A 19,568-nucleotide genomic window follows, 5' to 3' on the forward strand; every position below is an offset into this window, starting at 1 on the left:
CAAAGCCAGCCAGGGCTGCGATATATGAGGTCTCCGCCCTGCCAGGCTTTGCTCTCCTCAGCGCAGTATAAGTGACATTTCTAATTTGCAGACCGGGTGACATTTCTACTTGGTTGCAACACGTATTCTATATTTTCTAATCAGTTAGCAGTCACAATAACCTAATCCAAGCTTATCCATAGTTAACGAATGCGGAGCAGGTGCCGAAGCCAACCTTCGGTTAAATCAAGATTGTCAAATTCGTTCATTTTGAACCACCCGAATTTCGCGCCCGACCCGAGGGTGGGTGCGGAACGCGCCCGCCCATGGGGGCGGGTCGGGCGCGTGCTTGTTGCTTTGCATCAAGCAACTGGTAGATAGAGCGGTGCTTCCCATCCGGTAGGCCGGGCTTCAGCCCGGCACACCACAACCCCCTTGCCTAACCCGTTGATCCCGTTCACACTTACTCTCAATCCGTCACCAAAGAACGACATTTGAGGTTCAGAGCGTCCAAGACCCAATTTAACCACGAACAGATTTTCGAACGGGAGGACGACATGAAGACATTCACCCTCGGGCTGGCCCTGACCCTGATGGCCTCGGCAGCCTCGGCGCAACAGATGCTCAGCACCGCATCACCCATACCAGAAGGGGCCGAGAGCCGGTTCTGCTACTATGAAGGCATGGCCTATTCAGAGGACGCCTTTGTCCTGCTGGTCGGCGACAACACCGTCACCGATACCGTCCGAACCGTGCAAGAACGATTGTTGCGTTGCCATCGGGACAGTGACGGCACTCTGAAGTGGAAACCTCAGAGCACGTTCTCGACCAACAACTAGACGGTTTTTTGTGCGGCGGCAGACACTTGGGCCCTTCTAGCCGCGCCACTAGGGCAGTAGGCAGATCGCATGCCTATGAGAGGCATCGAAAACGCTTTTGTTTTCATTTGCCGTGAGACAGCATCGCAACGCACATGCTTGAGTTTGCCTTAGATGAACCGTCAAAAAGACCGGTTTGAACCCCCGCAGAAAGTGTGGGATAGAACCCACGCGCATCGCAACGAACAGAAAGACCCGTCAATGCCTCCGATCCTCTTTCTGATCTTCAACCGTCCCGACAAAACCAGGGCCGTGTTTGAGACGATCCGGCAGGCACGACCGGCACGACTTTACATTGCAGCTGACGGGCCTCGGTCAGACAGTGAAGCCGCAATTTGCGACGAGACACGCTCTATTCTGAATGAGGTTGATTGGCCCTGTGAGGTGCAGACCTTGTTTCGAGAACAAAATCTCGGGTGCGGGCGCGCCGTTTCAGGCGCCATCACATGGTTCTTTGAACACGAGCCCGAGGGGATCATTCTCGAAGATGACATTCTTGTCGATCCTGATTTCTTCGAGTTTGCCGCCGAAATGCTGGAACGCTACCGAGACGATCCGCGCGTGACCTCCATTTCTGCTTTTAATAGATTGAACGATGACTTGCCTTCGGCGGACAGCTACTTTTTCTCGGCCTTCTGGGGCGCCTGGGGCTGGGCAACTTGGCGGCGCGCCTGGGCCCACTACGATTTTGACCTATCCGATCTGGGCACGCCTGCATCCATCGAGGCTATCTCTAACATGTGCCCAACACCCGGAGGTTTGCAGCATTGGATGGCGGTTTATTCCAATGTGAAAGACGGCAAGATCGATACCTGGGACTACCAGTGGCAGTTTGCCCAATGGATGAACTCGGGCCTGACGGTCATCCCCGGAAAGAACATGGTGCAGAATATAGGCTTTGACGGGTCGGCGACTCACACGACCAACCCTGACGCCAAAGAGGCGTCTTTGCGCGCTCAACCCTTGCCTCGGCCTTTGGCGCATCCGGACGATGTGATACGTAGTGCTGAGATGGATGACTATGCGGCCCGTAATATCCTGAAGATCAAACCAATTCGTTTCACAAAGCGATTCAAGAAATGGCTACGCGGCGACGTGCTTGCGTGGAAATAGAGAGAGGGACCTGATTTGGCTCGCCTATATGACAGTAGAAAACGTGTTCTGGTAACTGGTGGCGCGGGTTTTCTGGGATCGCATCTGTGCGACCGGCTTTTGGATCAGGGGCATGAGGTCCTATGCGTCGACAACTTGTTTACCGGCACAAAACGCAACATTGATCACTTGCACAACAATCCTCGGTTCGAGTTTTTGCGCCATGACGTGACGTTCCCTCTCTTCGTTGAAGTGGACGAGATATACAATCTGGCCTGCCCGGCCTCACCCGTTCACTATCAGCACGATCCGGTGCAGACGACAAAGACCAGCGTACATGGCGCGATCAACATGCTTGGGTTGGCGAAACGCCTGAAATGCAAGGTCTTTCAGGCTTCTACGTCCGAAGTGTACGGAGACCCCTCGGTCCATCCCCAAACCGAAGACTACTGGGGCAATGTCAACCCGATCGGCCCGCGGTCTTGCTATGACGAAGGTAAGCGCTGTGCCGAAACACTGTTTTTCGACTACCATCGCCAGATGGGTCTTGAGATCAAAGTGGCTCGGATTTTCAATACCTATGGGCCCAGGATGCACCCCGCTGACGGACGCGTCGTGTCGAATTTTGTCATGCAAGCGTTGACCGGTGCGCCAATCACGGTGTTTGGAGATGGCACACAAACGCGGTCGTTTTGCTATGTCGACGATCTGATCGAGGGCTTCTTGCGCCTGATGGACACGGATAAGGACGTCACTGGCCCAGTGAATCTTGGAAACCCCAACGAGTTCTCGATGAATGAGCTGGCCACTGAAGTCCGTGCGCAAGTGGGGTCGGACACGCAGATCATCTTCAAGGACCTGCCGCAGGACGATCCCAAGCAACGGCAACCCGATATCTCGCAAGCGCGTAAGCTGCTGGATTGGCAACCCAAGGTGCAGCTTAAGGAAGGGTTAGGCGCCACGATCCAATACTTCCGCGAGTTGCAGTCCGAAATGCAGTGAGGCCGACGGGTACACCACCCTCAGGCCCGAGCATTTAGGAGTCCTAGACGGGCGCCAAAGTCAGACCGAACCGCATAGTTAGCGCCCGACAAGGTTTACGGCGGGAGCAGTATAAGCAGGCATCCAGTGCCTACCCAAGCTTCTGGTCTAGCCAGTCCGCAATCTGCGCGGCTGGTCCCTCCCATCCCGGTTCCATGAACAGGAAATGCGCGTGGTTTTCGGCGGGCATGAAAGTCGCGCGATCTCCGTAGAGATCCGACAAGGCGCGGCAGGTGTTGGGGTTCACGGCCCGGTCCTCGGTGCCGGAAACGATCAGCACGGGGCAGTCGACCTTGTCGATATCAACTTTCATTGCGTGGTGGTCGTCGAACATCCAGAAGAACATCTCGAACATCACCCGCCCACTTTCCGGGCCAAGCCGATCGAAAACCGCGTGTTGTTGCGCCTCGGGCAGCTTATTCAGCGCAAACGGGGCCATGAGGTCAAAATCAACCCGCATGGGCTGTTTCCAGAAGGCCCCACCCTCCATCAAGGCACGCGGTACGGCGCGTTCGTCGTCAGTCTCGGGCAGAGTGCCCCAGGCAGCGTTTGGGTTGATCAGCACAATTGCGCTGGCCAAGCCGCGCGCGGCGACCTGTTGCGCCACGACCCCGGCAATGGCATGGCCCAGTAGCACGGGTTTGCTGTCGAGCCCGTGTACAAGTGCCGCAATATCATCCGCATAATCCACGACGCTTGTGTCGGTCAGGCCCGGGTCCGGCTCGGCTTTGGGGTTCGCATCGTGATATCGCAGCGCCGGGGTGTGAACCGTCCAACCGCGGTCACGGAAGAAACCGGCGTAGTCCTCCATGCACCAAGGGCCGGCAAACGCGCCGTGGATCAGGACAATATGCTTTGTCATCAAAACCTCCCACCTCTTTCCACCCAGTATGATCATCCTGAAAGACGAAACAACTGCGCGTGATCGCTGTTGCGTGAGGGGGCGGACCACTTAAACTTGTCTCATGACATTTGTGACCGAAAACCAATTGCCTCTGCTGATCCTGTTCTTCCTGATCGGATCGGTTGGAACGGGCTTTCTGTTTCGCAAACCGGCCGGGCACAGGGCGTGGAAGCTGGCCGATCTGGTTTGGGTCGTCCTCGGGGGGATCGGTGCCTTGGTGGCCGTCCTGGCAGGGCTTTATACATCCGACAGCTCGCGGCTGGATCGGCAGATAGATGTGGCATACGCGGCGTCCTCGGCCTTTGACCGCGATGCGGCGCGGTTCCGGTTGCGGTTTTGCGACCCGGCCTATGACCGCGACACAGGTGTCTTGTGCGAAAAGGTCGAGTTTCTGTCGGCCTCAACCGCCAGCAATACCGACCTGCCGCTTTTCATCGCCGTCACGAATGAGGTTGCGCCCCTGCAGGGTCTGCACTTCCTGTTCGGCCGGCAAGACAAGGACGAGATGGAGGAGATGGCCGCCAAGGCCGATGCCTTCGATATCGAACAGTTTCTGGTATTCACCTCGCTGGATGACGAAACCCAGACCGCCATCGACAATATGCGCCGCAAGGTCCCCGCGATTGCCGGAGACTATCTGATCCTCGCCCAAAGCTACGATGAACTGATTGAGCAGGTCAGCAAGCTGAAAGATGAATGGGAGTATCTGCAGGCCAACGCGCATATCCTTGTTCTGCAGATCGTGGCGCTGTGTCTTGTCAGCTTTGCCGCGCCCTTCCGATTGGGGAAATCCATTGTCGAGCTACGCACAACGCTAAGTCCCGGCGCGCCGCAGGAGGTGACCGAAACAGCGCCTGACAGCCCAAGCAAGGCGCAGACTGACAGCTAGCTCAGGCGTTGCAAAGCGCCGAAACCCACTGGTCTCAGCCACAAAACTCCCTATATCTCGGGGCCGAGGCAGATGATAAGGACCACGCCATGCCAACCCGTCGTATATTGCGCCTGACCGGCTCGGATACCGAGAGTTTTTTGCAGGACCTGATCACCAATGACATCAGCGGGCTGGATGCAGGGCTGGTCTATTCCGCCCTATTGACGCCGCAGGGCAAATATCTGGCCGATTTCTTCCTAAAACGCGACGGCGACGCTGTGTTGCTGGACGTAGCAGAGTCGTTGGCGGATAGCCTGATCAAACGGCTGAACATGTACAAGCTGCGGGCGGATGTGGCGATCGAGGTCTCTCACCTGAACCTGCATCGTGGCACCGGGCCCGCGCCAGAAGGCGCATTACCGGACCCGCGTCATCCTGACTTGGGCTGGCGGGCCTATGTCGCGTCGATCGAAAGCGATGATGGTACCGATTGGGACGCAATCCGCGTGCGCCATTGCATCCCTGAAACCGGCATCGAATTGCACCCCGACAGCTATATCCTCGAATCCCGGTTCGAACCGCTGCAAGGCGTCGACTTCAAAAAGGGCTGCTATGTTGGTCAGGAAGTGACTGCGCGCATGAAACACAAGACCGAGCTGCGCAAAGGTCTGTGTCGCGTCGCCATCGACGGGGCCGCCCCTGTGGGCAGCGCGATTGACGCCAATGGCAAGCCGGTGGGCACCCTGTTTACGCAATCGGGCGGCCACGCCATTGCCTATCTGCGCTTTGATCGGGCAACCGGTGACATGCAGGCCGACGCGGCCACGATCCGTCTGATCGACTGATACTTGTTGCCCAATCGGCACGTGGCCAAAGCGGTCTCAACGCTGACCCTTTGAACCCCGGTCCCTGCCCTGCCACAGTGCGGTTATTCGAATGAACCGGATACCCGCATGCTCAGACTTTATTCCGCAATTTGGCGCGCAAGCGCCGGGCGTCAGATTCTACTTATTCTGCTCTCGGTGGCCGTTGCCGCTCTGGCCGCTGTTCCGCTAGAGTTTCAACGCGCAATCGTCAACCATCTGACCTCGCTCGATGTCGGGTCAGAACGCCTGGTCTATCTGGGTCTTGGCATGATGGGTGTGATCTTGCTGAGCCTCGCGTTGAAATGGGTTCTGGGCTACCGCGCGGGTACTTTGGGCGAGGACATGATCCGCTTGATCCGCCAACGCCTGCTGTGGCGGTCCTCAGACATCAACGAAACCGGCGAGAGCGTGCGCAAGGGCACCATGACCACGGCAATCTCGGCCGAGGCGGAGGAGCTGGGCAAATTCGCAGGCGGCGCATTCTCGGACCCGGTGGTCCAGATCGGCACGTTGATCAGTGTCATCGGCTATATCTCATCCACGCAGCCGGGGCTGGGCCTGATCGCCTTTTCGATGATCGTGCCGCAGATCATCATCGTTCTGGTCTCGCAGCGCAAAGTGAATGTCTTCGTGGCCGAACGCGTCCGCATCCTGCGCAGTGCGACCGATCAGCTGACAAACGAGGATCTTGACGCGGTCGAGCAGGATATCAATGCCCTGTTCGACGACATCTATGAAACCCGCAAACGAATGTTCCTGTGGAAGCTCTCAGCCAAGTTCTTGCTGAGCGTGATCAACGGCGCGGGAACGGTCGGCATATTGATGCTGGGCGGCTGGCTGGTGCTTGAAGGCAAAACCGATGTGGGGACCGTTGTGGCCGCCACCAGTGGCCTCGGCCGCATTCAGGGGCCGACGGCTTTTCTGATCGCCTTCTACCGGCAAGTCAGCGCCAACCGGATCAAATATGAGCTGATGCTGGAACTGTTCGGCCCTGACCCGACACGCTATCGCCACCGCGCATAAAAAAGACCACGCAGCGGCAGGCTGGCGCGGTCTTTTGCGAGTACATGTGGGCGGCGATCAGGCGCGCTCAGAATATTCCATGGTTTCGGTGTTCACCACGATCATCTCGTCCTGACCGATGAACGGAGGCACCATGACCTTCACGCCATTGTCCAGAACAGCTGGCTTGAACGAGTTCGCAGCGGTCTGACCTTTGACAACCGGCTCAGTCTCGACGATCTGGCAGGTGACCTTTTGGGGCAGCGTGGCGTTCAAAGCCTCGGATTCGTAGAACTCGACGACGATGGTCATGCCGTCCTGCAGAAACGGGCGACGCTCGCCCAGCAGGTCGGCAGGCAGTTCGATCTGCTCATAGGTCTCGGCGTCCATGAACACCAGCATGCCATCAGATTCGTACAGGAATTGCTGATCCTTCTGCTCAAGCCGCACACGCTCGACCTTGTCCGCCGACCGGAACCGTTCGTTCAGCTTTGAGCCGTTGCGCAGGTTGCGCAGTTCGACCTGTGCAAAAGCGCCGCCTTTACCGGGCTTTACATGGTCTACTTTTACAGCCGCCCACAGCCCGTCATTATGCTCAAGCACGTTGCCGGGGCGAATTTCGTTCCCATTGATCTTGGGCATGACATAATTCCTTCACAAACGGTTGATGCGTCAGTTGTCGTCCCTATATCTGGCAGGACCATCCCTGACAAGACAACGACACCTAGTGCTGCACATGCAGCAAGCCATGCAAATGACGCAACGCAACTATGCATATTAGCTGTATCCGAATCGGAGCTAATAGGTCATAAGGACCGTCACGCCGAAAATGCAAGAGCAAGAACAACAAGGAAGACGAGATGAGAGATTTCGTTGACGGCACTGCCTTTAACAATGAACAAGGCAATCGTGCACGCAAACTTTTCGCGGCCGTTGTGTTGGCTGCACTTGATGATGCCATCGCCGATGACAAAAAATACGGCAATGGCCCCGAACAAATCGCCCGCTGGGCCCGCTCGCGCGATGGTCGCGAGGTGCTGTCCTGCGCGGGTATTGACCCGAACGAGCGGGTTGTCAGCGGACTGATGGACTTCGTTGGCCGTGGTGTGCGGACTTCCGTCGCCCTCTCGCGCGAAGAAAGCGAGCGTCGCAACGCCGCCCAACAAGCCGAAGCCGCCTGATCCAAGGCGATTTCACTACGAAAAAGCGCGCCTCCAGACTTTGGGGCGCGTTTTTCTTTGGCTCTGTCTAGAAAAACAGAACCCACTGCCGCGCGACCCAGATCTCGGCCGCCAGCAGCAGCGCGAAAAAGAGCTTTGCGGATACCGACAGCCCCCTGCTCCAAAGCACGACATAAGAACCGACGCATAACGCAATCGACACCGGCATGACCCAAATCGAGTGGTGCGACGTGTCCCAATAGCTGACCGGGCTGTGAAAGACCCAATCGCTCAGCGGCCAGAACTGAGGGCGCCCGTCCCCCGCATGCAGCCCGAAATCCATCAGCAGATGCAATAAACCCGCCGACGCAGCCACCGTCAGGACACGCCATCCCCGCCAAAGACCCAGTGCCAGTGCCAAACCCCATAGGATGAACGAGTTGTCGATGGCGAAAACCGTCTGCCATTGCGGTGAAAAATAGAGTTCATCGAACACCACATGGGGTGGAATGTTCAGAATATGCAGCGATACTCCTGCCATCAGGTACAGCGACAGATCCGGCAACAGCGACCCCAGCACAGCCGCCCAAAGTATGCGCCCGCGTGCAGGCCGCGCAAAGGCAGCTGCACCGATCAAAAGATGCGCGGGTGTGTTCATCTGGGGCTTTCCCTTTGGCGTCAAATCAGGTCATTTGCCCCCAACGTATAGGAGACGCCAATGGTTCGCGCCATCATGATTCAAGGCACCGGCAGCAATGTCGGCAAATCGGTTCTGGTTGCCGGGTTGGCGCGGGCGTTCACGCGGCGCGGTTTGAAGGTCGCTCCGTTCAAACCGCAGAACATGTCGAACAACGCGGCTGTGACAGAAAACGGAGGCGAGATCGGGCGCGCCCAGGCCTTGCAGGCGCGCGCGGCCAAACGCCCGACGCATACGGATATGAACCCGATCCTGCTGAAACCAGAAACGGATACTGGCGCGCAGATCATCGTGCAGGGGCAGCGCGCTGGTACCATGAAGGCGGGCGACTATCGCAAGGACAAATCCAAACTGCTGGGGGCCGCGCTGGAAAGCTTTGACCGGCTTTGTGGCGACGCTGATCTGGTCTTGATCGAGGGCGCGGGCAGCCCGGCTGAGACCAACCTGCGCAAAGGTGACATCGCCAATATGGGCTTTGCATGCGCCGCCGGGGTTCCCGTGGTGCTGGTGGGCGACATCCATCGAGGCGGCGTTATTGCGCAGATCGTGGGCACTCAGGCCGTGCTGGACGAGGGCGATTTGGCGATGATCCGTGGCTTTGCCGTCAACCGCTTCAAAGGCGATGTATCTCTGTTTGATGAAGGGCGCGATGATATCGCCGCGCGGACCGGCTGGCCTTGTCTGGGTGTTGTGCCATGGTTCGACGATGCCTGGAAGCTACCCGCCGAGGATATGATGGACATCCGCTCTCATACCGGTGGGGCCTGCAAGGTTGTGGTGCCTCAGCTGGAGCGCATGGCCAATTTCGACGATCTGGACCCTCTGTCGGCTGAGCCCGGCGTCAGTGTCGAGATCATTCCCGCAGGCCGCCCCCTGCCCGGTGATGCAGATCTGGTGCTGTTGCCCGGCAGCAAATCGACCATCGGTGATCTGACCTACTTCCGGAAGCAGGGCTGGGATATCGACCTATACGCGCATGTGCGCCGTGGTGGTCACGTTCTCGGCCTGTGCGGCGGATATCAGATGCTAGGGAAAACGATCTCAGACCCCGAAGGCGTCGATGGTCGGCCCGGCACGGTTGAGGGCCTCGGGCTGCTGGACGTTGACACGGTCATGGCGGGTAAGAAACACGTGACTCTGACCGAGGCCTGCGCCCTGCCAAATCGCGAGCCTGTCAGCGGCTACGAGATTCACATGGGCCGGACCGAAGGGCCTGATTGCGCACGTGCCTGGCTTGAGGTGCAAGGACGCCCTGAAGGTGCAGCCAGTGCCAATGGGCGCATTCTGGGCAGCTATCTGCACGGCATTTTCTCATCCGATGCCTTCCGTTCGCAGTACCTGTCGGGTTTGGGTGTCACCTCTGAAACCGCCTATGAAGACGGAGTTGAACAGGCGCTGGATGATCTGGCAGACCATCTTGAACAGCATATGGATCTGGATCTGCTGCTAAATCTAGCTAAGACGCCGCAACGGGCCTGAGCTTCTATTCCAGCTCTTTGGCGGTCAGAGCGCGGTGAATCTCGCGCCGGACCATCTTGCGGACATTGCGGGTGATGCGTTCTCCCAACGCGCCCTGAAGCTCGGACCGGACAACCTCGGCGATCATCTCGCGCAGGGCTTCTTCCTCGGACGCAGACAACCCGATCTCGTCGTCGATCATATCCTCAGACGTGTCCTCAACTGGGTCTGCTTTAGGGGTGTCCCCATGCCGAACAAAAGACGCCGGCTCATCCGCCTTGGCGTCCGCCTCGCCTGAGGGCGCATCCACATCCTCGGCGTCCCCTTCTTCAAAAGTGGGCGCAGGTATCCAATGCAGCGCTTTCGAAGGCGTGCCGGAATACGCGTCGTCACTGTCTCCGTCCGGCTCCCACTGGTCCTCGGTTCGCGCGATGGCGGCCTCGAGGGCTTCGATCTTCGCACTCAAGCTGCCGGACAGATTTTCCGAAGGGGTCTCGTTGCCGACCTCCTCAGCACCATCGTGATTGGCGGCTTCGCCCGGCTGAACAATATCACAGGCCCGCAGCAGCATCGGCTTGGCCGAATCCTCGGCACTGTATTTGGGGTCCAGTTTCAGGGGTTCGGATTTTGGCGCGTCACCAACGCGCAGCGCGTCCGTCAAGACCAATCGGCCTGGCGTGCGTGGAGCGGTCGCTGTATCGGCATCCGACACTTTGCGACCGTCTTCGCTCACCAGTCGTTTTACCGACGACAGTACATCCTCGATACCTGAGGTCATGACGCTATCCGACATTGTTCTCTACCGCTCTATTCTTGAGACCAAGTGTAGCCAAACACGTCGGGCGTCACAACCAGTAGTATAGATCAGTCCCGCCGCAACGCTTTGAGAACGCGATCCAGATCCTTGCTTTGCTTGCTGACCTGCGCCGGAGCCTTTTTGACCAGATTGTAATACAGCGTCGGATCATAGATCTGCACCGCAAGCCCCAGACGTTCAGCCGTCAGAAGACCTTGCGCCTGCAGCAGCTGGTACGCGGCCAATGACCGTTCGGTGCGCGAGGCGACCTCGGCCAATTGCGCATCCAGAAGATCTTGCTGAGCGGTAAGCACGTCCAGCGTGGTTCGCGCGCCCAGCGTTGCCTCTTCGCGAATCCCGTCGAACGCCACCTGCGAGGCCCGAACCCGCTCGGTTGAGGCCGTCAGGCTGGCCGTTGCCGTTTGGAACCGGACAAAGGCATCTGTCACACCCTGAGTGATGTTCTTCTGCACGTTCAGCAGATTGGCCCGCGACGAATCCCGGGTCGCCATCGCCCGGCGCACGTTGGCCGCAAGACGACCGCCTGCATAGATCGGCTGGTTGAAGTTTAGCGAAACCGTAGCGTCGTTGATGTAGTCATCATTGTCATATCGCTGCGTCACACCCGCATCCGCGTTCAGGCTGACATTAGGCCCAAGGTTGGCGCGTTGTTGCTGTACGATCAAATCCAGCGCCCGCACTTGGTGCTGAGCCGATAGAATCGCCGGGTGATTGCGCTGCGCGAGGCTGATTGCCTCGGATTGCGAGCGTGGGAGATTCGGAAGTCCCGGCTGCCCAGCCGTACGCCCCGGCAGTTTGCCGACCGCATTAACATACTCGGCCTGAGCAGTGCTGAGATCCCCTTTGGCATCCGCAAGATCCGCGCGCGAACTGGCCAGCTGCGCCTCGGAAAGGGCCACGTCAGTCCGCGTGACTTCACCCACTTCGAAGCGGTCGTTTGAGGCGCGAAGTTCCTCGCTCGACAGATCGACGTTGTTTTGCCGAATCTGAACTGTTTCCTCTTGAAGGAGGACGCTCAGATACGCGGTTGCGGCCCGGAAAAGAACTTGCTGTTCAATATCAATCAGCGACTGGCGCGTAGACAGAACCGTTTCCTGCGCGGACTGCTTGCCCAGCACCGACGCCCCGCCATCATAAAGAAGCTGGCTCAGGGTCAGGCCCGAGAAGAATCGCGACGGGTCAGTGTTGGTTCTGACGCCGCTGGTCCGGGTTCTCGTGTAATCCTGACTGACCTGAACCGTCCAGTTGATGATCGGTCGCAGCGCGGAAAGCGCAATTGCCACGTCTTCATCCGCTGCCCGCAACAGGGCTCTGTTCTGTTCCAGCAGACCGCTGGTGTTATACGCTCCGATGAACGCATCTGTCAGGTTGTCGGCCCAGACGGCCCGTCCGGGAACAGTACTCAGGGCAATGGCCGCAGTCACTGCAAGCGCTTTGACCAGCTTTCCCGCTGTCTTTCCACGCATACCAAATCCTCTCAAATCGAAATTACGCTGCCTCTCCGGCAGTTTGCGTCTTTATGTTCAACTAATCAAGGTGGTGGAAACAACAGTCAGCGGACTATAGCGAAAATGCACACTCTTGGGAAAAACCGTCCAAAACCAGCGCACTGGCGTTGAAGGCATCCCGCCAACTGACCACACCACCGGCCTTGTGACCGATGCGAACTGTACCCAGTTGCCCATCCACAAACAGACAGGCGATCCGGCCCTGATCCTTCAATTGGTCCAGCACCGCGTCGGGCACCTGTTCGACACCGCCTTGTATCATAATCACGTCATAAGGGCCATGCTCTGCCGCCCCGTCCTCCAGAGGTCCGACGTGAATAACGGCATTGTCGACGTTTTCTTCCGTCAGCACGCTTTGCGCCTCGGACGCAAGATGTTCGTCGGATTCGACGCCAACCACCAGCTGCGCCATTCGAGCGGCGACAGCGGTCGAATACCCATAGGCCGACGCGATATCGAGAACCATTTCGTCATTCGAGATATTCAGCGCATCCAACATCTTGGCCAGAGTGCGCGGCTCAAGAATACAGCGGTTGTTACCCAGATCGATCAACCCTTCGACGTAGGCCGCTTCGCGCTGTGCCGTTGGCACAAAGCTCTCACGTGGCACGGACAGCATCGCGTCGATGATTGGAAACTTGGTCACATCCGAGGGTCGTACCTGCGTATCAACCATGGTGCGGCGCCGGGCTGCGAAATCTGACATCTGATCTCTCTTTTCAATCCCTTGGGTATTTGGCTTGTGCCACACTCGACCTGACTCGACAACGGCCCAGATGCCGCAAGCTTGGTTCACGATCCGTTTAGGCCGGCCGCCCACTAATATTGAGTTGCGGCCCAAAATCGGCGCCAATCCTCTGGACGCCCCCGATGAAAGCTGCTAAAACGCCCACCACACCACGGCAAGTATTTGATTTTACTTGAAAAGGCGAGTTGGCGGAGTGGTGACGCAGCGGATTGCAAATCCGTGTACACCGGTTCGATTCCGGTACTCGCCTCCAACATATTGTAGTTTTTCGCGCAAATCCAATAATCCAACGCAATATCTAGCTCGCAGTGGTCCGTGCACAATTCGTACACAGTCCGCGTGCAGATTCGAATGCAATTTGAGACCTTTTGCCGTATACTGAGAAAAAACAGGCAACTAGGCGAAGCAGCACGCGATGAGCTACGGCGTTACCACTGTAAATGTGCACAAAAAACTGAAGTTAGATAAGCGCCAGGGCAGCGAAAATTGGTACGTGCGGCTGACTTTGGACAACGGCAAACGTGTTGTGAAAAGCACAAAGACAGACAACTTGGAGGAAGCGAAAGAGCGCGCAATTGAGTTGTACCACGAGACCAAAGCGCGCATCAAAAATCACCTCCCCGCTCAAACCCGCAAATTCAAGCACGTAGCTGAATACGCGATGGCGCGAATGCAGCGCGAACTTGATGAGGGTGGCGGCAAGCAAGCTTACAAGGATTACTTTTCAGCGCTGCGCATTTGGCTCATCCCGTATTTTGGTAACACAGATGTAGCGAAGATAGATTTGGCGTCACTGACGGCTTTTGACGCATGGCGCACTGAGACGAACAAAAAGCCATTCTCGCAGAGCGGCATCAACAATCACAATGCAGCACTGAACAGAGTTCTGGACGAAGCTGAGCTACACGGCTGGATCGTAAAATCCATGCGTCCCACCCTGCTCAACAAAGGTGTTAAAAGCGAAAGCAGAGGCAGCTTCACGGACGCAGAGTACAAGAAGATATATACGGCGCTGCGCACTTGGCACAAAAAGACGAAAGACAAGAAAGCGACAGCGACGCGCGAAGTGCTACGAAACTACGTGCTGTTTCTGGCAAACACTGGCGTGCGGCACGGCACAGAAGCTTTACGGCTGCGCTGGCGCAACATTGAATGGCAGGAAAATGACGGCGAGCGCTATTTGGTGGTGAACGTTGACGGTAAAACGCGAAAGAGAAGCGCAGTGGCGCGCGACACAGTGGAAGGCTACTTGGACAGACAAAGTAAGCTGAACCCTGCTCTCAGCTACGACAGCTTCGCTCAGCTCATCACAGCCAAATCCAACGAACACGTATTCACGACGCGCTTGGGCGCGGTTGCAAATATCGCCAGCTTAAACCGCGCATTTAATGCGCTGCTGGATGACTTGGGTTTGAAAACTGGCGCTTATGGCAAATCGCGCACTTTGTACAGCTTGCGGCACTACTACGCGACACGCGACTTGAAGCGCGGCATCAGCACACACGCATTGAGCAAACAAATGGGCAACAGCACAGCAATGCTGGACACAAAAGGCTGGTCACGTCGCGTTGAGTTTGCTGAACGTCAATACACACGTTGGTAGGATCGCCAAATTCTGTACAGAGCAGTTGGTCGTTTCCATTCGCAGTGGCAGAGAAGCCGATCACAGATTTGCGAACACCACGGATTTGGAAATCTCGGCAAGCCTCCATGACTTTTACGCTGCGCTCGGTACAGGGCTGGACCATATTGCTGCAGTTATTGCAAGGAGGGTCGGAAGACCCAAGGATACTGATGACTTCACCAAGCTGCTGGCAAGACTGAAAGGCGAACCAGAAACCGACGATCCTATGCTCGTCTCTCTTATAGAAGGCGGTCACATCTTACGCTCTGGAATGGAAGCGTGGAAAGCGCCTCAAACAAATCGCAAAAACTAGAAGAAGACTCGTTCATCATGAACCCTATGGCTCGAAAGATGGAGAGCATTTTGGACAGGCAGCGCTTGTAATAGACGCCGATGAACTGAAAATCCGCACGTACCAAAGGGTGCTGGTGGAGGGCGAGACTAACTTCGACCTTATGGAACGTGTAAGGGGTGACTACCTATACGTGACAGGTTTAGCCGAAACGATGGCACGGGTTTCCGGCTATTCACGCGAGATGCCACTCCTCACTGACGCCGAAATACTAGACCTCAAGATCACGTGAAGATAGCTAGCCGTGCGTATGGCAGCGATTGCCAGACATTCCAAACGAAAATTGGAGGATACCGAGCGCATAAATCGGAGGATACATGATAATCAAATAATTGATTTTAATACATTATTTTTTCCTCTCTCGATTCCGGTACTCGCCTCCACATTCTCCACCTCTAAATACCATCCGTGGAAATCAGTTTCCACGAGGAACGCCCCTGAGGCACAACCTCGTACCCTGGTTCTTCCGGCTCATCGTCCAGCATTTCCGCAGGAAAACCCGGTGCGCGGATGTCGAGGCCGGTGGCTTCTTCCAGGCGTTTGATGATGTTAGGCGACAGCTCACGCTCTCCAAACCGGGCGATACCGTCCTCAAATATCTTGATCATCACCGGATTGATTTCAAGCGGAACACCGGCGCGGTCGGCGACGTCCTGAAACAGACCGATGTCTTTTTTCACTAAATCCATCGTAAACGAAATATCGCGCGAGCCGTTCAGGATCACCTGGCTTTCGGTTTCGTGCACGAACGAGGTCCCTGACGAGATTTTGATGGCCTCATAGGTGGTGTTCAAATCCATCCCAGCGGCCTTGGCGGTGACCAGCGCTTCGGCACAGGTGATCAGATTGGCCGTCGCCAGATAGTTGGTCAACACCTTCAGAACCGAGGCTGAGCCGAGCTCTCCGGTGTGCAGGACGCGCCGCCCCATGGTCGTCAGGAAGGGCAGAATGCGTTCGAACGTGTCGCGATCGCAGCCAGCGAAGATCGAGATATTGCCCGTCGCGGCGCGGTGGCAGCCACCCGAGACAGGGCAATCGACGGCGGCTCCTCCGCGCCCTTGAACCAAGGCACCCAGCCGCTTGACCTCGGCCTCGTCGGTGGTGGACATCTCCATCCAGATCTTACCCGGGCCAACCTCTGGCAACATCTCCTGCATCACCGCGTCCGAGGCCGCAGGCGACGGCAGGCAGGTGATCACGGCATCGCAATCGCGCATCATTTGGGCCGGGCTTTCAGCCGCTTTGGCCCCTTGCGCGACAAAACCCTCAACCAAATCGGAACTCAGGTCATGAACTGTCAGGTCGATTCCATTGCGCAGCAATGATCCTGACAACTTGCCGCCCACATTCCCAAGCCCGATAAAACCTACTTTCATGGATTTCGCCTCCGTTTGCGCTTTGAGGCCATGCGACCATGCATCAGCGTCCTGTTCATGCCGCCTAGCGACGCTGGCAGGTCGCTTTTCAACGTGCCGCAGCGGTCTGAGCTGCATCGCGCTTGACAAGCTGCGGGTGCGTGCCGCATGAGCCTCATGTTGGTGTCTGTGAGAACAGATGAAAAGGGAATGCGTCAACGGGTTTTCCGCCAAACGCAGCCGCCCCCGCGACCGTGACCGGAGAGGGTGCCCAAGCCACTGGCGCAAAGCCGGGAAGGCGGGACATCCGACAGAGGACAACTCTGACATCCGCAAGCCGGGAGACCTGCCAGCGCCCGAAGATGAAACCGGACGGGGTGTTCCGGTGTCGGGTCAAGGGACCCGCATGAAACCCCGTCCCCCACGATGAGGATTTGGGGGGATGAGAGACATGACCGAGACCGCTCCGGTCGAATTGCTGGTTTGCACCACCTGTCGTCGCGGGCTGCCCGTTGAAGACGATGCAAAACGCCCCGGCACCCTGTTGTACAAGGCGCTTGAACAGGCGGAACTGCCGGAAGGGATTACCCTTAAAGCCGTGGAATGCTTGTCGAACTGCAACGAGGGCTGTTCCATCGTGCTGCGCGGCGGCCCGGATCGCTGGACCTTCGTCTATGAGCACCTGAACGAAACCGACCATGTCGACGTGATCGTTGACGGCGCCACCAAGTACCTCGCGGCCGAGGACGGCTTGGTCAAATGGCGCGAGCGCCCCGAACATTTCCGCAAAAACTGCGCAGCCCGCATTCCCCCGATTGGAGCCCTGAAATGAGCAACTTGGAAAAACTCCCCGTCACCGTGATCACTGGCTTCTTGGGCTCGGGCAAAACAACGCTGGTGAAGCACCTGATGCAGAACCCGCAGGGCAAGCGTCTGGCCGTGGTTGTTAATGAGTTCGGCGATGTCGGCGTCGATGGCGACATCCTGAAATCCTGCGCCATCCCGGATTGCCCAGCGGAGAACATCATGGAGCTGGCGAATGGTTGCATCTGCTGCACTGTGGCCGATGATTTCATCCCGACCATCGAAGCCCTAATGGCGCTGGAGCCACGTCCCGATCACATCCTGATCGAAACCTCGGGCCTCGCCCTGCCCAAGCCGCTGCTGAAGGCGTTCGACTGGCCCGATATCCGATCAAAAATCACCGTTGATGGCGTCATCGCGCTGGCCGATGCCGAGGCCGTCGCCGCTGGTCGCTTTGCGCCTAATGTCGAAGCCGTGGACGCTCAGCGTCTGGCCGATGACTCGATCGACCATGAAACGCCCCTGTCCGAGGTGTTCGAGGATCAGATTTCCTGCGCCGACATCATCCTGCTGACCAAGCCCGATCTGGCCGGTCCTGAAGGCGTGGCCAAAGCGAAAGAGATCATCGCCGCCGAGGCCCCTCGCCCGCTGCCCGTTGTCGAAGTGGCTGAAGGCGCCGTGGACGTCCGCGTTGTACTGGGCCTGGAAGCGGCTGCCGAAGATGACATGGATGCGCGCCCGTCGCATCACGACGGTCACCACGATCACGAGCATGACGATTTCGAAAGCATCATCGTTGATCTGCCGGAACAATCCGATCCTGCCGATCTGGTCGCCAAGATCGAGCGTCTGGCCAATGAGCTGAACATCCTGCGCGTCAAAGGCTATGCCGCCGTGCAAGGCAAGCCGATGCGCCTGCTGGTGCAGGCCGTGGGTGCCCGTGTGCGTCACCAGTATGACCGTCCGTGGGAGCCTGGTGAAGACCGCCGCTCGCGCATGGTGGTGATCGCTGAGCATGACGACATCAAAGAAGCAGAAATCCGCGATATCCTCGCGGGTGTCACCGAGGCCGCCGAGTAAGCTCCATGCACGTCGTCTTCCGCGAAAGCCACGGGTTAGAAGAAACGGAAACCCCAACCGATCTGGGCCAGAGCCCGGCGGATTTGGTGGTGCTGTCCTTCTCGGACAGCGACCTTGGCGCTTTCGCGGCAGGCTGGCATCGCGGTGGCGGGCCGGAGGGGCGTATGCCCACGATGCGGTTGGCGAACCTGACGGCGCTAAAACACCCTCTGTCCGTCGACACTTACGTGGAACAGACGCTTGAGGGCGCCAAGGGCATTCTGATCCGTCTGATTGGCGGCGTGCCGTACTGGGCCTACGGGTTGCAGCAAGTTCTGCCACTGGCGCAGGCCAAGGGGATCGCGCTGGCCGTTCTACCCGCCGACGGGCGTGAGGACACGCGGCTGGATGAATATTCCACCCTGCCCGTCTCGACCCTGCGCCGTCTGGCCCATCTTTGCGACACCGGCGGTGAAGTTGCAGCACAGGCCGCCTTGGCGCAGATGGCATTGGCGGCGGGGCTTTACGCTGGCCCGGTGATGGGGGCCAAAACCCTGCCCGAATCCGGCGCGTGGTGCCCTGATCGCGGCGTGATCCCGGTTGAGACGGCCTTTTCGGGCGACGCAAAACGTATCGTCGTTACCTTCTACCGAGCCTATCTGACCTCGGCGGACACGGCCCCCGTCGCCGCCGTGGTCCGCAGCTTGCGGGATCGTGGGTTCGAGGCGGTGGGCCTATTCGCGCCCTCGCTCAAAGCACCTGCTGCCGCTGAATGGTTGCGTGACAACATCGTCGCTCTGAAGCCTTCGGCGATCATCAACGCCACCTCTTTCTCTGGCAAAGGCGCATCGGGTACATCCCCTCTCGACGCAGCGGGCGTGCCGGTATTTCAGATGGCCCTCGCCACATCCCGCCGCAAGGCTTGGGCCGAGGCGGAACGAGGCCTTTCCCCCGCAGACCTCGCCATGCATGTGGTGCTGCCCGAAGTCGACGGGCGCATTTCGGCGGGCATCGCCTCGTTCAAGGAACCGGGCAAGCGCGATCCGCATCTGGAATATTCCCGCTTTGCCCACCGGGCTGAGCAAGAGCGGATCGAAGCGATCATCGACCGTGTCACCGGCTGGCTGACCCTGCATGACAAACCCAAGGCGCATCAGGTGCCCGCGCTGGTGCTGTCGACCTATCCCGGCAAAGACTGGCAAATGGCGCATGCGGTTGGCCTCGACGCACTGGCCTCGGCCGAGGCGATCTTGGATGATTTGCAAGCGAACGGATACAGCACGAAGGATCGCGACCGGCCCGAGGGTAGGTGCTATCGCGCCCGCCCTGGGGGGCGGGCGCGATAGCACCTAC

19 protein-coding genes, 1 tRNA gene, 1 pseudogene and 1 riboswitch are annotated in these 19,568 nt (G+C 58.0%); of the genes and pseudogenes, 14 read left to right on the forward strand and 7 right to left on the reverse strand.

What is annotated here, in order from left to right; translation table 11 throughout:
* Positions 1–536 precede the first annotated feature (536 nt).
* The 3 genes from J7394_RS21935 (at position 537) to J7394_RS21945 (ending at position 2,951) form a co-directional block, all read left to right on the forward strand.
* Complete coding sequence (locus tag J7394_RS21935) at positions 537–818, forward strand: hypothetical protein (protein WP_209256099.1); 282 nt, start codon at positions 537–539, stop codon at positions 816–818.
* A 153-nt stretch (positions 819–971) separates the two neighbouring features.
* Positions 972–1,970 (forward strand): glycosyltransferase family 2 protein, encoded by a 999-nt coding sequence (locus J7394_RS21940; RefSeq protein ID WP_209256100.1) that lies wholly within the window; start codon positions 972–974, stop codon positions 1,968–1,970.
* A 15-nt stretch (positions 1,971–1,985) separates the two neighbouring features.
* Positions 1,986–2,951 (forward strand): UDP-glucuronic acid decarboxylase family protein, encoded by a 966-nt coding sequence (locus tag J7394_RS21945; RefSeq protein ID WP_209256101.1) that lies wholly within the window; start codon positions 1,986–1,988, stop codon positions 2,949–2,951.
* Positions 2,952–3,081: 130 nt separating this feature from the next.
* Here the strand turns inward: J7394_RS21945 and J7394_RS21950 are convergent, their stop codons facing one another.
* Positions 3,082–3,852, reverse strand: coding sequence for an alpha/beta hydrolase (locus J7394_RS21950; RefSeq protein ID WP_209256102.1), 771 nt, complete (start codon positions 3,850–3,852; stop codon positions 3,082–3,084).
* Positions 3,853–3,955: 103 nt separating this feature from the next.
* Between J7394_RS21950 and J7394_RS21955 the strand changes: the two genes are divergently transcribed.
* From J7394_RS21955 to J7394_RS21965, 3 genes are all read left to right on the forward strand, one after another.
* Positions 3,956–4,783 carry a hypothetical protein gene (locus J7394_RS21955; RefSeq protein ID WP_247748369.1) on the forward strand — a complete coding sequence of 276 codons (828 nt, stop codon included), beginning with the start codon at positions 3,956–3,958 and terminating at the stop codon, positions 4,781–4,783.
* 89 nt (positions 4,784–4,872) lie between these two features.
* Positions 4,873–5,610: a folate-binding protein YgfZ gene (locus J7394_RS21960; protein WP_209256103.1), complete on the forward strand. Its 738-nt coding sequence runs from the start codon at positions 4,873–4,875 to the stop codon at positions 5,608–5,610.
* A gap of 108 nt (positions 5,611–5,718) precedes the next feature.
* Positions 5,719–6,654 carry an ABC transporter transmembrane domain-containing protein gene (locus J7394_RS21965; RefSeq protein ID WP_209256104.1) on the forward strand — a complete coding sequence of 312 codons (936 nt, stop codon included), beginning with the start codon at positions 5,719–5,721 and terminating at the stop codon, positions 6,652–6,654.
* Between the two features lie 57 nt (positions 6,655–6,711).
* On the opposite strand, the gene efp is transcribed toward J7394_RS21965, so the two are convergent.
* Positions 6,712–7,275, reverse strand: a complete 564-nt coding sequence (gene efp, locus J7394_RS21970; protein ID WP_170459112.1) for an elongation factor P — start codon at positions 7,273–7,275, stop codon at positions 6,712–6,714.
* A gap of 218 nt (positions 7,276–7,493) precedes the next feature.
* On the opposite strand from efp, the gene J7394_RS21975 reads away from it, so the two are divergent.
* Positions 7,494–7,814: a DUF6280 family protein gene (locus J7394_RS21975; protein ID WP_108785849.1), complete on the forward strand. Its 321-nt coding sequence runs from the start codon at positions 7,494–7,496 to the stop codon at positions 7,812–7,814.
* A 67-nt stretch (positions 7,815–7,881) separates the two neighbouring features.
* Here J7394_RS21975 and J7394_RS21980 read toward each other — a convergent pair whose 3' ends face one another.
* Positions 7,882–8,451, reverse strand: a complete 570-nt coding sequence (locus tag J7394_RS21980) for a cobalamin biosynthesis protein CobQ (RefSeq protein WP_209256105.1) — start codon at positions 8,449–8,451, stop codon at positions 7,882–7,884.
* Between the two features lie 60 nt (positions 8,452–8,511).
* Between J7394_RS21980 and J7394_RS21985 the strand changes: the two genes are divergently transcribed.
* A complete protein-coding gene (locus J7394_RS21985; protein ID WP_209256106.1) occupies positions 8,512–9,969 on the forward strand; it encodes a cobyric acid synthase in 1,458 nt (485 codons plus the stop codon).
* Between the two features lie 4 nt (positions 9,970–9,973).
* Here the strand turns inward: J7394_RS21985 and J7394_RS21990 are convergent, their stop codons facing one another.
* The 3 genes from J7394_RS21990 to J7394_RS22000 form a co-directional block, all read right to left on the reverse strand.
* Complete coding sequence (locus tag J7394_RS21990) at positions 9,974–10,726, reverse strand: hypothetical protein (protein ID WP_247748370.1); 753 nt, start codon at positions 10,724–10,726, stop codon at positions 9,974–9,976.
* A gap of 86 nt (positions 10,727–10,812) precedes the next feature.
* Positions 10,813–12,231, reverse strand: coding sequence for a TolC family outer membrane protein (locus tag J7394_RS21995; protein WP_209256108.1), 1,419 nt, complete (start codon positions 12,229–12,231; stop codon positions 10,813–10,815).
* Between the two features lie 94 nt (positions 12,232–12,325).
* On the reverse strand, positions 12,326–12,979 hold the full coding sequence (locus J7394_RS22000; RefSeq protein ID WP_209256109.1) for a protein-L-isoaspartate O-methyltransferase: 654 nt from the start codon (positions 12,977–12,979) through the stop codon (positions 12,326–12,328).
* A 221-nt stretch (positions 12,980–13,200) separates the two neighbouring features.
* Here J7394_RS22000 and J7394_RS22005 point away from each other — a divergent pair.
* From J7394_RS22005 to J7394_RS22015, 3 genes are all read left to right on the forward strand, one after another.
* Positions 13,201–13,274: transfer RNA gene (locus J7394_RS22005), tRNA-Cys, on the forward strand.
* A 162-nt stretch (positions 13,275–13,436) separates the two neighbouring features.
* A complete protein-coding gene (locus J7394_RS22010; RefSeq protein ID WP_209256110.1) occupies positions 13,437–14,624 on the forward strand; it encodes a tyrosine-type recombinase/integrase in 1,188 nt (395 codons plus the stop codon).
* Positions 14,590–14,958 carry a hypothetical protein gene (locus tag J7394_RS22015; RefSeq protein ID WP_209256111.1) on the forward strand — a complete coding sequence of 123 codons (369 nt, stop codon included), beginning with the start codon at positions 14,590–14,592 and terminating at the stop codon, positions 14,956–14,958. The genes J7394_RS22010 and J7394_RS22015 overlap by 35 nt, the downstream gene beginning before the upstream one ends.
* Before the next feature lie 434 nt (positions 14,959–15,392).
* Here J7394_RS22015 and J7394_RS22020 read toward each other — a convergent pair whose 3' ends face one another.
* On the reverse strand, positions 15,393–16,490 hold the full coding sequence (locus J7394_RS22020; RefSeq protein WP_256439877.1) for an NAD(P)-dependent oxidoreductase: 1,098 nt from the start codon (positions 16,488–16,490) through the stop codon (positions 15,393–15,395).
* Positions 16,491–16,516: 26 nt separating this feature from the next.
* Positions 16,517–16,721: riboswitch (cobalamin riboswitch) on the forward strand.
* A gap of 82 nt (positions 16,722–16,803) precedes the next feature.
* Between J7394_RS22020 and J7394_RS22025 the strand changes: the two genes are divergently transcribed.
* The 3 genes and pseudogenes from J7394_RS22025 to J7394_RS22035 form a co-directional block, all read left to right on the forward strand.
* On the forward strand, positions 16,804–17,184 hold the full coding sequence (locus J7394_RS22025; protein ID WP_209256113.1) for a DUF1636 domain-containing protein: 381 nt from the start codon (positions 16,804–16,806) through the stop codon (positions 17,182–17,184).
* A complete protein-coding gene (cobW, locus tag J7394_RS22030; protein WP_170700242.1) occupies positions 17,181–18,236 on the forward strand; it encodes a cobalamin biosynthesis protein CobW in 1,056 nt (351 codons plus the stop codon). The genes J7394_RS22025 and cobW overlap by 4 nt, the downstream gene beginning before the upstream one ends.
* A gap of 5 nt (positions 18,237–18,241) precedes the next feature.
* Positions 18,242–19,495 (forward strand): annotated as a pseudogene (locus tag J7394_RS22035) (cobaltochelatase subunit CobN); the annotation flags it as partial.
* Positions 19,496–19,568 lie beyond the last annotated feature (73 nt).

This window comes from Ruegeria sp. R13_0, from assembly GCF_017743995.1.
Lineage (GTDB): Bacteria > Pseudomonadota > Alphaproteobacteria > Rhodobacterales > Rhodobacteraceae > Ruegeria.

Coding starts and splice junctions, on each gene's coding strand:
- J7394_RS21950 (WP_209256102.1), bottom strand. CDS start 3,852: ATGACAAAGCATATTGTCCTGATCCACGGCGCGTTTGCCGGCCCTTGG.
- J7394_RS21975 (WP_108785849.1), top strand. CDS start 7,494: ATGAGAGATTTCGTTGACGGCACTGCCTTTAACAATGAACAAGGCAAT.
- J7394_RS21955 (WP_247748369.1), top strand. CDS start 3,956: ATGACATTTGTGACCGAAAACCAATTGCCTCTGCTGATCCTGTTCTTC.
- efp (WP_170459112.1), bottom strand. CDS start 7,275: ATGCCCAAGATCAATGGGAACGAAATTCGCCCCGGCAACGTGCTTGAG.
- J7394_RS22020 (WP_256439877.1), bottom strand. CDS start 16,490: ATGCAGCTCAGACCGCTGCGGCACGTTGAAAAGCGACCTGCCAGCGTC.
- J7394_RS22025 (WP_209256113.1), top strand. CDS start 16,804: ATGACCGAGACCGCTCCGGTCGAATTGCTGGTTTGCACCACCTGTCGT.
- J7394_RS21980 (WP_209256105.1), bottom strand. CDS start 8,451: ATGAACACACCCGCGCATCTTTTGATCGGTGCAGCTGCCTTTGCGCGG.
- J7394_RS21960 (WP_209256103.1), top strand. CDS start 4,873: ATGCCAACCCGTCGTATATTGCGCCTGACCGGCTCGGATACCGAGAGT.
- J7394_RS22000 (WP_209256109.1), bottom strand. CDS start 12,979: ATGTCAGATTTCGCAGCCCGGCGCCGCACCATGGTTGATACGCAGGTA.
- J7394_RS22010 (WP_209256110.1), top strand. CDS start 13,437: ATGAGCTACGGCGTTACCACTGTAAATGTGCACAAAAAACTGAAGTTA.
- J7394_RS21995 (WP_209256108.1), bottom strand. CDS start 12,231: ATGCGTGGAAAGACAGCGGGAAAGCTGGTCAAAGCGCTTGCAGTGACT.
- J7394_RS21965 (WP_209256104.1), top strand. CDS start 5,719: ATGCTCAGACTTTATTCCGCAATTTGGCGCGCAAGCGCCGGGCGTCAG.
- cobW (WP_170700242.1), top strand. CDS start 17,181: ATGAGCAACTTGGAAAAACTCCCCGTCACCGTGATCACTGGCTTCTTG.
- J7394_RS21940 (WP_209256100.1), top strand. CDS start 972: ATGAACCGTCAAAAAGACCGGTTTGAACCCCCGCAGAAAGTGTGGGAT.
- J7394_RS21985 (WP_209256106.1), top strand. CDS start 8,512: ATGGTTCGCGCCATCATGATTCAAGGCACCGGCAGCAATGTCGGCAAA.
- J7394_RS21990 (WP_247748370.1), bottom strand. CDS start 10,726: ATGACCTCAGGTATCGAGGATGTACTGTCGTCGGTAAAACGACTGGTG.
- J7394_RS21935 (WP_209256099.1), top strand. CDS start 537: ATGAAGACATTCACCCTCGGGCTGGCCCTGACCCTGATGGCCTCGGCA.